This is a genomic window from Burkholderia aenigmatica (assembly GCF_902499175.1).
Taxonomy (GTDB): domain Bacteria; phylum Pseudomonadota; class Gammaproteobacteria; order Burkholderiales; family Burkholderiaceae; genus Burkholderia; species Burkholderia aenigmatica.
This window is the reverse complement of sequence record NZ_CABVQC010000071.1, coordinates 35,377-48,153: the sequence shown is the minus strand read 5'-3', so window position 1 is coordinate 48,153 and position 12,777 is coordinate 35,377. Positions and strand designations below refer to the sequence as shown.

The following is a 12,777-nucleotide window of genomic DNA, read 5'->3' as shown; positions in this document are numbered from 1 at the left end:
AGTGGCTCAGCCGACGGTCGTCAGGTGGGGGAATTTGAAGTGACCATACCCGGAGGAATTTGACCGACCGCCGGGGTCCTCGGGCATGGACACGTCGATGGTCTGCAACAGCAAGTCACGCTGCGCCGCCGTGGGTGCCAGCTCGACCAGCGTGTAGCGGCCATAGCGCACGACGGGAATGAACTCGGGTGCCTCGGGTTCGGGAGCGGAGGAGACGCCTTCTATGGCGTCTGGCACCAGCGGCGCGGTGGTGGTCGCGCAGCCGCTGGCCAGCGCTGCGGCCAGGAGACCAGCGCCGACCAGACGCCGGGATACAGGGATTGCGGGCATGGCATCGGCTCTTCTGTTGCGATGCCGATACCTTGGCGGAGCGCCGTTGAGCGGTCAGCTAGGAATGCGGACTGATGGACGACCGCTTTTTCAGAAACATGCGAAGACCGTGCTGATTTGGACAGTACTCGCTACCAGCTGATTACAAAAAAATGCTGCGGTCTCCCGATGGCGTCAGGATTGTTGCTCTCTTCATAGCTCTTGTGACTGCGACCCGCAGTGCCAAAAGGGCTTGGCTTTGACGAGAAGTATCTGCATTCGCAGGCACAATTCGTCCAGCATATCGCCCTTCGTAAATCAGTACCTCGTCAAACTCCTTACCCTTTGCTTTGTGAATGGTCATGAGATGAACTCCACGCCATTCCTTGGCGGCTGCTGTGAAATGCTCCTGCAGCAAAGCGCCCCGGACAGCTTCGATAGCGCCGACATACTGTCCTTGGGATCTCCAAAGCTCTGACAAAGACGCCCGCAGGTTTGAGCCCTTGTGAAGCAGGCGGAGATACTTGGCATCAGCGGCAACGCGCGACAGTTGGCCAACGGCAGACGTCGCGAGAAGCCCCCGCGCAGTCAACCAGTCTTCTTCAGGATGGCCGGTGAATACGACGTCCTGGCGAAGCGCTGCTAGGCGCGCGCACTCGCTGATCAACGCTTGGCGATTCTTGCCGCGGATCTTTCCGGAGACCAAGTATTGGTCGATGGCGTCGGCCATGTCGAGTTCCGCCTGCGCAGGGCGTTTGGTGCCACTGCGGCCCCGGATGTGGGTATGTAAGGCGGAGAGTAGCCGCGCAGCCAGAAGCTCCGAAGGGCCTCCTTCCATTAGCGTGGCGATGACGTTTGCCGCAAGCGCCGGGGATTCCGCGTCCATCGCCACCTCGTGGCGAAGGTTGGGCATGCCATCGGACTCCGCGGAGAGGTAGTCGGACACTTGAAGCATGAAGGCCTTGGATGGGACGAGCACTGCGATGGACCAGGCCGGCTCCTTGCGAAGTCGCTTGATTGCCTGGATGAGCTGGGCCTTCGCATGGAAATGCGGACCCCTTCCGTAGTACACGCCGTACTCGACCACCGACACATTGGCATAGACGGCGCCCTTGTTTTTCCCGGTGAGCAAGTCTGAACCGTACGTTGCGATGTCGGTTCCGGCACTGCGATGATTCTCCCCTTCAAACTCGACTGGCAAGGGGTCGAACTGGTCCACGAATTCCTTGAGCCGCTGAGGATCGGCGCCGCGGAATTCGTAAATACGCTGGTCGGGGTCGGCCAAGGCAATGATCCTGCAGCCGCGTCCAAGCTCGCGGACCATCGCCCATTCGTCGGCGTTCGTGTCCTGGAACTCGTCCACGACGAGTATCGGGTAGGTCGCTGTGTAGATACCTGCCAGCCGCCGGCTGCGGCGCAGCAGTTCAGCCGTCAACTGGGCGAAGAGGTCGAAGTGGAGCAGCCCCTCTTCATGGAAAAGGCGCAACTTCTCCTGGTGATGCTGCTCCTTGGCAAAGTGAGCCAAGCGCGCGGAGCCCTCGGGAGGTGGTAGGAGCTGGAGCGGCTTTCCGTTGCTGAGCAGATAGCCATGACTTCGCAGAACGCTCCATGCGAAGCCGTGATAGGTGTTGACATCTAGAAGTCTCAGATCATCCGCGGTGATGAGTTCCTTGGCTTTCTCAAGGACCCGTGCCACTGTGGGCCTCGCGAAGCTGAGAAACAGGATGCGCTGGCCTGATAGGAGCTTTGCTGATCGAATCTCGTCCCTGGCTTTGACCAGGGCGACATGCGTCTTTCCGGAGCCTGGACCACCCATGGCGAGCACGTGCCCCGTGCTTTGCAGAAAGTCCCTCTTCTGCGGTGTCCAGTCTTGTTCGACCGTCATAACTCTTCGTCATCGAACGGTGCTGCCGCCGCTGACGGCACGGGTGGCAGCGGCGGAGGTTCGACGGTGATGTGGATCACCCGCAGCGTGTCCCGGACATACTGCGGCATCTCCGCCTCGGTGCAGCACCCGAGCAAGTCGCCGGCATCGCCGCTTCCCTTGGCCCAGCCAAAGAATTGCCGCAATGCGTCGCGAATTTGCTCCACGGTCTGGGCGGCGTTAGGAGTTTTGGCGATCAGATGGTTCGGCCACGCGTTCTCCGCGACGAGGCTGAGCGCATATCGACGAAGGGCTGCCTCCGCGGTGTGGTGCAGCACTACGTTCTCGAAACCTTTCTCGGCAGATTCAAATGAGTGGTGCACGGCGGCCTTGATGGCAGCGGAAGCGGCTGGTTCCTGCTTGTCGAACACAGCAAAGACCGTCTTGCCCAAGTCTCTAAAGAACTTGCCGAGAGGCGCAACCTGCGCATCGGTTTGCGCATCGATGACGGCCACCCCCAGGGCCTCAAGCGTCTTGTATTCTGTGGGGTTCAAGTCGTTAAGCCGGCGCGCCGCTGCAGGTATCGCATCGAACTCCGTTCGACCTTCGACAACAAGTACATATCGGGCAAGCAGCGCTTCACAGAAGCGGGCCCTGAACTCTGCCTTGTATGCCTTGGGCTTGACCGCTGGTGGGTATGTCGCCAGCATCGCAGAAAGCTTGCCCCCGTCACGCCGCAGCACATGCATCTCGGACGGCGCGAATTCTTCGAGCACATAGGGCGAGTGCGACGTGAAAAGCGCCTGTGCCGACGTCTCGCGCACGCTGTTAACGATGCGCTTCTGGGTATGTGGCGGAAGGGCGATCTCGGGCTCCTCCATCGCGAAGATGACGTTCTGCTTCAGGCCCGCGATGATGGATAGCAGCGCCAGCACCAGTGTATTGATCGTGCCGGTGCCCTGATGGTGATATGGCGCGCAATAGGTGCTGCCGTCCGGACGCTTCGCGCCGGTGCCCATGAAAACGGTCAAATCCTTGCGCAGGGCCTCTCTAGTGAGATCCGACACGCGCATGTGAGGTTCCTCTGCCCAGTCAGAAGGAACGAATCGGCGAACAGCGTCCTGGACGTCCTTCAAGAGCGGGGCGATGCCGAGTTCCGGCTTATCGGCCACGGGGAGTTTGCGCAACTCGTTCAGCAGGTCTTCCCACATCGTCACGCGCTTGTCTTGAAGCCTGAGGATGACATCAAGCAACGACCCGCGCTCCAGGCTCAATGCCCGCGCCCCTGTCCTCAGCGTCCGGAGGTACAGGAAGCCGCACTTGCGCTTGTCGGTCGTTTTGAAAGTTGGGTGAGTACCTTCAGCTAGCACTGGGGTCGCGAAGAAAGTATTGCCCGTGAAGTCGTCTTCTTCCTTGTCGTAGCGACCCTCGAAAAACACCCGCAGCGCGGCCGACACGTCTGACGCATCCGTGCCTTCCGGGGGCGGGCCTACGAGTAGCGTCTTTTCCGTGGCGGACCACCACTCGATGTGGTCACGAAAGTGTCGCTGCTGCTCGGCGGACAGGTCACTGACGATAACTTCAATCCGAATGAGAACCGGATCTCCCTCTTCATCCAGGTAGCGCCCGGCGTGGAAGTCGTGCTCGTCGATGACGGGTCTTCGGGAGAGCCGTTCCGGGCCGAGGACGAGATCTATGGCCTCCAGCAGCGTTGACTTCCCGACGTTGTTGTCACCGAGAAATACGCTGTGGCCTGACAGCGTCACGATGCCGGATTCAATCCCACGAAACTTTTCGACCTTGACTTTTGCAATCTGCATTGGCTCCCCCGATTCTGCTCATGTGAGTTTAGCCAGTAACCAATCGTTTCTCCAAAGAGAGTCCACACTGAATCTGAAAGGACGCAGCCACGTCCTGCGGAGACTGCGGGACGTGGCTGCAAGGTGGGAAGAACAGAAAGCCGGCGGCGCTAGGCCGGCGATGGCGTGGAAATTAGGTAGCGACCAACTGCCGAGCCAGTGCGACCTCGACGGAATCACCGTCCTGGTTCAGAACATCCAGCCCCGATTCGGGCACATCGCCCGAGGTGGACTGCGAGACCATGATCTTCTTGGCCATCAGTTCCAGGCAGGTCATCTGCGAGGAACCGGCGTAGCCGAGGTAGATCACGCGCACGGGCTGTTTCTGCCCAATGCGCCAGGAGCGGCGTGCTGCCTGTTGGAGCGAGTACACGTTGTAGCCACTTTGCATGAACACAATCGTCGGGAACTCCAGCAGGTCCAGCCCCGTCTTGACCAGCTCGGGATTGGTGACGAGCACGTCGATGCCCCGGTCCAGTTGCTCGGCGATCCAGTCCTCGCGGCGGCTGGCATCCACGCTTGCGCGCAGTACCGCCACCTTGAATCCTTCCTGCTCCAGCAGCCCCTTCAGGCGTGACGTGGTGTCGCGCGTTCCGGTATAGACCGTGTAGGCCAGAACCTTGCGCCCCTGTTCCTTCTCCGCTTTGCAGATGTCGATCAGCTCGCGCTCCTTGGGGCTGATCTCGAACTCATTGAACTGAGCCGGGACAAACGCCAAGGTGTTGCGCGTGCGCGGATGCACCACGGTCTCCGACCGGAAGCAGCAATCCGGCCAGGCCAATAGCACGTTGAGCACCACCCCCAGCAAGGTCGTATCGCGTCGCGCCAGAGCCTGTTTCAGTTCTGCGGTCAGCCGACCCGCCAGATCGCGGTAGGCCGCAGCTTGCGCCACGTCCATCTGGACTTCACGAAACTCCTCGTCATACGGCGGCAGGACGTTGCCACCGATGTCCTTGAGCTTGAGGAAAATCGTAAACGGCAGGATGCAGCGCAAGACGCCTTTCGGGCCGAAGCCGGGAGCCTTGACCGTGCGCACCGATACCTTGGTGCCTTTGGCTGTCTTGTGCGCCGTGCCGGCGCTCTCGGAGTAGATGTCCTTGAGGACGCCGTGATCGCGCATGAATGCCATCGCAGCCGAGGTCATGCTGCCGCTCGTGGTCGGGCGGTAGCCGTCTTCGATCATCCGTCCGGGCAGTGCCCGGAACAGCAGGTAGAACAGATCATCGCCGTAGCCGCCCATCAGCGTGCCGGTCAGCAGCAAGGTCTTGCGAGCCTTCGCCGCCAGCACGCCCATGGCCTGGCCCTGGGCACTGCCACCGTTCTTGTACTCGTGCGCCTCGTCGGCGATGAGCAGGTCGAACGTGCCTTGCGGTAGGTAGCGTTTGATGAACTCGGACGGTTGGTAGCCGCCTTCGCCAAAGCCAAACTCCATGTTGGCCATCGCACGTTCCATGCGCGTGGCCTGACGGTCGGAAAACACCAGCTCGCCGTTGCCATCCATGAGGTTGATGAACTCATGGATGTTGTCGCCCAGCATCGAGGCCAGGAAGCCGTCACCGAACTTCTGCATCAGCTTCTGTGCAGTGACTTCCCCGATGGTCGGGATGCGCTTCAAGGCTTTGAGGACGACCGAGGACTGGTCGCTGCCGGACAGGCTACGCGGGCGGATCAGCGTCCACAGGGGCGCGGCGCAGTGGCTGCACTTCCTGCGGGACTCCTCGGCTTCGAGCGCGACCGGGTTGACCGGCTCGCCGTCGAGGTCGGTGATGAGTGTGCCGCAGTCCGGGCAGGCTGCCACGTCGCCGTGGCGGGTGCGCCGCTGGGTGAAGACAGGTTTCCAGTGGAACCCCATCCGCATCCTGACGCGCCCCAGGATGAAAAACTCCTGGCCCGTGGGCTGCACACCCAACTGCTCGCGCAGCTTGATGAGCTTGACCAGCGTGTCCGGGCCATTGAGCACCCAGACCTTGGCGCCGGCCACCGTCTCCTGGATCTCACGCCGCCACTTGTAAACCAGGTGGGGAGGCGAAAGCACCAGGGTGCGGCGGTAGCCTTCGGCGTTGAGCACGGCGGCCGTGGCGATGCCGACGGTCGTCTTGCCGCAGCCCATTTCGCCATTGACGATCGCAGCGCGCTCGCCTTGATCGACCAGCAGCTCGGCGGCGGCATGGACAACTTCAGCCTGGGCCTGGAACAGCTTGCGCTTGAGGCTGGCAACGACGAGTTGCCGCTGCGCCTGTGCTTGACCGGCATAGACCGGCGGGTTGGCGCGGTTGAGAGAATCGAGCAGTTCGTCGCCGAACTCGCCGACGAAAACCTGAAGGCTCAGGGTCAGAGGGTTGGATTCCGCTTCGAGCAGTTCGCCCTGTACGGGCGCTGCATCGTTGGCGGTGGTGTTGAGATCAACGGACATGGTGATGCTCCAAAGAAAAATGGGACATGCACCACCCCAGCGGGGCGATGGCATGCCCCGTGGTGGGAAGAGAGACGGCGAACCGTCGGTGGTTGGACAGTGCAGGCGCTCGTGGCCTGCGGTGACAACTCGCGGTCAGTACTCGGACGGCAGCACGATGCGGGTCGCGCTGCGATCTGCTTCGGTGAAGATGCGGATGCTCAGGTCACGGGTGACGACGTAAAACGAATCGAGGCGTTCACCAGACTCCAACGCAGCGTTGTTCTGTTGCCATTGGTAGTCGGCGACGTCGCCCCAGTCGCCACGCATGTGGCGTTCGAAAAACGGCATGGGATCGAGCCGGCCTTCGTTCATCAGGCGTTCGACGCCTTCGCTGAACTCCAGTGCACCGATCTCGAACAGCCGTTTGCGGCGATGCTTGTCATGTTGGTTGGATGTCATGTGGCTTTCTTCTGAGTAGAGGGGCTACAGCACCATTGAGGGGTGTCGGTGGCCCCGCGTTGGAGAAGATCAGTACTCGCTGGGCAACAGCAGCGTGGTGACGCTGCGATCCCATTCGGTGATGATCCAGAGCTTCAGGCCGGGTGTGACCTGGTAGGAAGAGAACAGGCGATCCTCACCGGACTTCAGCGCGGCATCGTTCTGCCGCCTGTCGCTGTCGTCGAGGTCGCCCCAGTCGCCACCGAGGTGGCGGCGCAGATACGGAATCGGGTTGAATTGGCCCTGTTGGATCAGGTCATCGACGCCGCAGGTCATGACCACCTGGCCGGGCGAGAAGCGCAGGCTCGGGGTCTGGCTGATGGAAAGTGCTTGGGCTGCCATGGAAGGCTCCTGGAGATGGAGGGGCCACGGCACCCCATCGGGGCGACTGGACCCCGGTGGGTGGAAAAAATCGACGGCGAACCGCCGGCGGTGGAGAAACGATCAGCGAATGGTCAACACCTCGCCCCGCGTGGCGGAGCCAGGCGTCATGTCCCATGCACGGATGACAGGAACGAACTTGTCGGTGAGGATGCGGGTTTCGGCGATGGAGCCGTCGTCGCGTTCGGTGAATTCCCGCTGGAGCGTCTTGTCCTTGTGGGTGTCACCTTTGACGACGAGCACGCGCCCCGCCTTGGATTGCACGACTCCCGAGATCGCGCCTGCGGCCAAAGCCAGGGCGAGATGCCAGTGGGACAAGGCCCGCGCCGGTGGACGCAGCGTCTGCTGCGCGGCCCCCAACTGCGTATCCCGCGACGGCCAGAGGCCTTGCAGCCTGCCAACCTCATCGGCGAACTGCTCCGGCTCCATCGTCACGCGGAAGAAATGCCCCGGCTCTGCCGGGCTGGTGGGGACGATGTACGGCAGGAACGGCCATTCGCTCGGCAGCTCCTCGGCTTCGACTTCGCCAAGCCCAACCTGCAGCAGCAGATTGCGCACGGCCTTGACGCCATCGGGCGTCTGCTCGCGCTGGCGCACCCGGCGACCGAAGATCACCACCTGCTTGAACTGCGTTTCCACCGCTCGGTAGATCCGCAGATCGGTGTAGTGGCGTGTCAGCCAGCCGACCAGCTCGGCGTCGAGCACGTAGCCGGGAACGATGAAGACCAGCACGCCGCCGTACTGCAACAGGGGCAGCGTGCGCTGGTAGAACAGTTTTTCGAGGCGGGCACGGCCCTGACCCTGATAGCCAATGTTGCCGTTGACGTCCTTGGACAGGTCGCCATACGGCGGATTGAGCCAGAGCAGCCCAAAGGACTGTTTGGAGATCATCGTGTCCATCAGGTCCGCGTGCAGGCAGTGATCGACCAGGCCGCGGGCATGGCGCGCCCGCTCTGCGTCGAACTCGACGGCGAACGCCTTGGCATGCTCGCGCCCGAGGGCATGAGCCGCTTCGGCAATCGCCACGCCTTCGCCGGCGCAGGGATCGAGGATGCACATCGGCCCATTGGATTCAGGCGCACTGGGCATCAGTGCATTGAGGGCTCTTTCGAGCGTTGGTTCGTCGGTCGGGAAGTACCCGTTCTTCACGAAATTGCGGGCGAGCCGCGGGAACATGAGCGCCATGGAAGTCTCCTGGTTGGCGGGGATGATTGGCGAAGGCGCGCCTTGGCGTGCCTGCGCAGGTGGGTCAAGCCGCTACCGTTTCCGGCGTCCAAATCTTGGCCGGATAGGGATAGGCGGTGAGCACGTCACTGCGGATCAGCGAGCCGAGCGCCAGGGTCAGCGCCGGCACGTCGATGGCGAGCCGATGGCCCACCAAAGGCCCGAGGGCGAATGGCAGACGGGTCAGCATCTCGCGGCTTTGCAGCAGTTCCAGCACGGTTTCGCGCCAGTGGTCGAGCAACGGCAGTGGGCAGGTGTCCTGCACCAACGTCCACAGGCGGTCAAGCCGGTGGTCGCTATCGCGGGGCAGCAATGCCAGTGCGCTGGCGTTGGCCTTGTCGGGCTTGACGCAGCGCCGATCGAACAGCCACACGTTGGACAGCGAACCGAACAGCGTTCGCCGGTAGGCGCGGGTCATGCGCTTTTCCAGGCGATCGACGTTGCTGACGAACACCGGGACGCTGCTGCCCTGGTCGGTGATGAGGTGGAACTGCTCCAGGCCCTGCTCGTCGCGCCCGAGGGTCAGGCGAGCCAGGAACTGCTGGACGGCGGTGTCCCGTGCCCAGATCGACAGGAAGATCAGGTTGCCCTGGTCATCGCCGACGCAAGCGTCGGCCATCACGTCCGGGCATTCGTCGATGCGGTACAGCGTGGTGGAAGAAGTGTTTGCGGGCATGGTGGTGTCCTCGGATGAACGGGAACAGCATCGCCCGCAGGGGGCAAGCACTGCCCCTTGGGGTGGAAAAAAGGCGTCCCTGACTCAGACCGTCAGCGCCGTAGCTGGAGCTGTGGCTTCCTTGGATGTGCGCCGCCGCGCGTGGTAGGCGCGAACGCCTGCACGCCAGTCGGCGGATTGCTCCGGTGCGAGGTTCAGATAGGACAGCGGGCACGAGTAGTAGTACGGGTGCATGGATTCGTCCAGTGGCTTATAGCCCCACTGGCCGCCGCTGCGTTCCAGCAGATCGCAGCGGATGGTGCACAGGGACTGGCCCGGTGCGAGATCACGGTGTACGCCTTCGGCCTTGGCCGTCACTTGCACAACAGACCAGAGGACGTTGCCACGCAGCGCGTGGGCGATGACCTTCACGCTGGCGCGTTCGGTCTCTTGCGGTGCGATCAACTCCGCGATCAGTTCAGACCGCGATTGGGGTGAGAAATACCAGCCCATGAGAGGCCTCCTGGAAAAATTGAGCCAGAAGCCTCCCCGGTGGGGAAGACCCCCGGCGGGTGGATGAAGCACACCGCAGATGCGGTGCCCAGTACTACGCAGGTTGCAGTTCGGCCTGGCGGCTCCACTCCTGCGTCTTGAAGTCCAGCGCGTAGCCCAGTTCGCCCAGGCGGACGATCTGCGCGCGCAGGGTGCGGCGGTCGATGGTCGAATCCAGTTTCACGGACTCGCCCAGCGGCCAGAGCAAGCTGAACAGCGCGGCGTCGCCATCTTCGGTACTGCAGGGAGCAGTTGCCGCAGCGGGCGTCGGCGCATCCACGCCGAAGGGCGTGGTATCGACCAGCGGGTCTGTGGATGCCTGTACGGGTGCGGGCTTGGCGGGCCTGGAGGTTTTGCTGGGCTTGGCCGGTGTTGCCGGTGTTGTTGCAGGCTGTGCGCCCAGCTCTTCATCAAGTGGATCGAGGTCCTGGGTGGCGAAGCTGCGTGCTTCGTCACGGCTCAGTTTGTCGATGTCGTAGAGCGTCATTCCGTCCAGGCTGGCGCGGATCTCGAAGCGCATGCCGCCACCGACCGGGTAGGACTTCGGGAAGATGTACCTGATGATGAACTCCCCGTCGTACTTGCCTTCGGGGTATTGCTCCAGCTCCGGGTCCTTGACCTCGAACGTACCAAGGTGCGTGGCGAGGCGTCCGACCGTGAAGGGGCCGTTCTTGCCGCGGATGGTACGCAGCGTGAGCTGGCCGGGGACGATGATGGGCGAAACCGATTGCTCGGGTGCCGATTTGGCTGTCATGGTGGTACTCCTGATGATGAATGACGGACGGCTGGTGGCAGCCGGTGGATGAGAGGAAATGAACCTCGCCCGAGGTGGGCAAGGTCCACTTGGCATCACGCCTTGAGCTGGCGCATGCCTTCGGCCAGGAGCCACAACGCCCGGTTCAGGCGCAGGTTCTGGTCGATGCCTTGCACCGGGCGGGTGCGCTGATTGCGGCCATTGGCCGAGCGTCCATTCAGGCCCCCCTTGACGAGGTTCTCTTGGACACGGTTGAAGACGGCCCACAGGTCATCCCTGCGGTCGTCCCAGCGCCTGGGCGCGAGCAGTTGACGCTCCGTGACAGGCGTCGGCTTGGCAGGATCGTCGTACTTGAGTGCCAGCGCTGAGTGCGCGAAGATTTCTGCTTCGCCCTCATCGAGGGTGATGGTGCGCATCGCATCGCGCGAGTCCTTCACGCGCTCGAAGCCTTCAAGGACTTCGTAGGCGCCTTCGATCACCTGGCTGGCCACATCCCCCTTGTGCGGGACACGGATGTCGGCGGTGGTATCGCCGCAGACCAGGCCGTTGTGGCAGACGAATCTGAACATGCCTGCCAGCATCTGGTAACTGCTCGTGCCGTCGTGGCTGTTGAGCAGGATGATCTCGTTCGCCTCGTCGCCGTTGATCTGGCTGGCATGGCGAAGTCGGATGAGATGCTTGGTGTGCTCGCGCCGATCCTCGTTGCGCACGCGCGTCTGGCACACCATGAAGGGCTCGAAACCCTCCTGGCGCAGCTTGGCGAGCACGGTCGAGGTCGGTATGTAGGCATACCGCTCGGATCGGCTCCCATGCGGAGCGTCGGCGAAGATTGATGGAGCAATGGCGCGAATGCGGTCGTCCGAGAGCGGGCGATCTGAGCGCAGGATCGGGGACTGCGGAGCAAAACGGGATGCCAGAGACATGGCTGTTCTCCTGTGAAAAATGCGACAACCGCGCGGCCGTCTGACCACGCGGAACTCGGGGGAAGAAATGCGCGAGCGCGCTATGCGGATGGAGGACGCTGCAGATGCAGCAAGGAGAAGCGGCAAGGCCCCATGAGGGGCCATGCCGGATCAGAACGAAGCAGCCAATGCCGGCTCCTGCTCCTCGACTTCACCTTCGGGCTCGCACTCGGCGGGCTCGGCAGGCTGATCTGCAGCGGGGGCGGCGTCCTCGGCTTCGGGCGCGGGAGCGTCCTGGGCCGGCGGCGAATCTGCTTGCGCGGGGCTCGTCGGATAGACCTTGGTGCCGTCGATCTTGATCAGGCCGATGTGGATCAGTGTCGAATCCAGGCTTGCGGCCGGTTCCCCAGCGCGCTCACCCTTGGTGCGGATGTACGGATCGATCTTCATGTCGTTGAGACGGAAAGCGATCAGCACCTTGCAGTCCCCTTCGATGGCCTGCACGCACCGGCGAACCAGATGCTCGGCTTCAGGGGTGGTGACGATGCTGTCGAAGTACCGATACTCCGGTTCATCGACAGGCCCGGCCAGAGCGGCGACGGTGCAAGAGAGGAACGGGTCGCCATCTTTGGGTGTGACGTCCTTCGGACGGCTGAGGTAGCCGATGCCGCGGGTGACCAGCTCGTGCTGCCTGATCGAAGCCAGTTCGGCCCGGTCAAGCGGCTCGGCCTTGAGCAGTCGCGCCTTGAGGGACGCGGCGGCTTGGCCTTTCTGCTCACCCTTGTCGCGGATATACGCATCGCCCCACAGGTCGCCGAGGCGAAAGCGCACCAGTGGGCGCTGCTTGGGATCGTCAACGCCGATGTAGCGCTCGACCAGCTTCTTGGCCTCGGCACCCGAGACCTTGACGTCGAAATAGCGATAGCTGGGATCCTTTGCGGAACCGACCAGCGCGGCGATGGTGCATGCCAGGAAAGGCTGCGCACGGCGGCCGCCCCGAACAGGCACTTCACGGGCACGCTGGATGTAACCGATGCCCGAGGTGTGGAGGTCGAAATACGATTTCTCGTTGGACGTGGTGCTCATGGTGAATCTCCATAGGGATGAAGCGGAGACACACCGGCCCCACGCAGCGGGGAAAGGTGCGTAACCCCGCGATGGGTTGATAAGGCGAAAGCATCCACCACCAGAGACTGGTGGCCGCTCGCGGATGGATGCGGTGCGAGCTGGCTCGGTCACGCAGTGGGAACTGCGCCGCAACCTCGAAGACCGATGGTTGCCTGGCATGTCGCTGACAACGTCAGCAGGCATGGGCTCAGCATGGCCAGGCCTCGCGCGCGAGGCAGCCATCAATCGGTATCCGATCGTTTCCCTTTGATGAAAT

11 protein-coding genes and 1 pseudogene are annotated in these 12,777 nt (G+C 62.6%); all 12 read right to left on the bottom strand.

Annotation, left to right across the window (positions count from 1 at the left end; translation table 11 throughout):
• Positions 1–75: 75 nt before the first annotated feature.
• Positions 76–330: pseudogene (locus tag BDO18943_RS34960) on the bottom strand (integrating conjugative element protein pill, pfgi-1); the annotation flags it as partial.
• Positions 331–472: 142 nt separating this feature from the next.
• Positions 473–2,194 (bottom strand): UvrD-helicase domain-containing protein, encoded by a 1,722-nt coding sequence (locus BDO18943_RS34955; RefSeq protein WP_071543045.1) that lies wholly within the window; start codon positions 2,192–2,194, stop codon positions 473–475.
• Positions 2,191–3,993 (bottom strand): ATP-dependent nuclease, encoded by a 1,803-nt coding sequence (locus tag BDO18943_RS34950; protein ID WP_012205971.1) that lies wholly within the window; start codon positions 3,991–3,993, stop codon positions 2,191–2,193. The genes BDO18943_RS34955 and BDO18943_RS34950 overlap by 4 nt, the downstream gene beginning before the upstream one ends.
• A gap of 172 nt (positions 3,994–4,165) precedes the next feature.
• The gene (locus tag BDO18943_RS34945; RefSeq protein WP_023112354.1) at positions 4,166–6,445 is read right to left on the bottom strand and encodes a helicase-related protein; all 2,280 of its coding nucleotides are present in this window, start codon (positions 6,443–6,445) and stop codon (positions 4,166–4,168) included.
• Positions 6,446–6,580: 135 nt separating this feature from the next.
• A complete protein-coding gene (locus BDO18943_RS34940; protein WP_008266046.1) occupies positions 6,581–6,886 on the bottom strand; it encodes a hypothetical protein in 306 nt (101 codons plus the stop codon).
• 69 nt (positions 6,887–6,955) lie between these two features.
• Positions 6,956–7,267: a hypothetical protein gene (locus BDO18943_RS34935; RefSeq protein WP_012251142.1), complete on the bottom strand. Its 312-nt coding sequence runs from the start codon at positions 7,265–7,267 to the stop codon at positions 6,956–6,958.
• Positions 7,268–7,369: 102 nt separating this feature from the next.
• Positions 7,370–8,515: a DUF6094 domain-containing protein gene (locus BDO18943_RS34930; RefSeq protein WP_223723579.1), complete on the bottom strand. Its 1,146-nt coding sequence runs from the start codon at positions 8,513–8,515 to the stop codon at positions 7,370–7,372.
• A 40-nt stretch (positions 8,516–8,555) separates the two neighbouring features.
• Positions 8,556–9,206, bottom strand: coding sequence for a hypothetical protein (locus BDO18943_RS34925; protein ID WP_012251144.1), 651 nt, complete (start codon positions 9,204–9,206; stop codon positions 8,556–8,558).
• Positions 9,207–9,290: 84 nt separating this feature from the next.
• Positions 9,291–9,698, bottom strand: a complete 408-nt coding sequence (locus BDO18943_RS34920) for a hypothetical protein (RefSeq protein ID WP_012205969.1) — start codon at positions 9,696–9,698, stop codon at positions 9,291–9,293.
• Positions 9,699–9,792: 94 nt separating this feature from the next.
• Entirely contained in the window at positions 9,793–10,491 is a 699-nt protein-coding gene (locus BDO18943_RS34915; protein ID WP_012205968.1) for a DUF3275 family protein, read from the bottom strand.
• 95 nt (positions 10,492–10,586) lie between these two features.
• Positions 10,587–11,414 (bottom strand): DUF932 domain-containing protein, encoded by an 828-nt coding sequence (locus tag BDO18943_RS34910; RefSeq protein ID WP_012205967.1) that lies wholly within the window; start codon positions 11,412–11,414, stop codon positions 10,587–10,589.
• A 150-nt stretch (positions 11,415–11,564) separates the two neighbouring features.
• On the bottom strand, positions 11,565–12,479 hold the full coding sequence (locus BDO18943_RS34905) for a DUF3577 domain-containing protein (RefSeq protein ID WP_012205966.1): 915 nt from the start codon (positions 12,477–12,479) through the stop codon (positions 11,565–11,567).
• Positions 12,480–12,777: the final 298 nt, after the last annotated feature.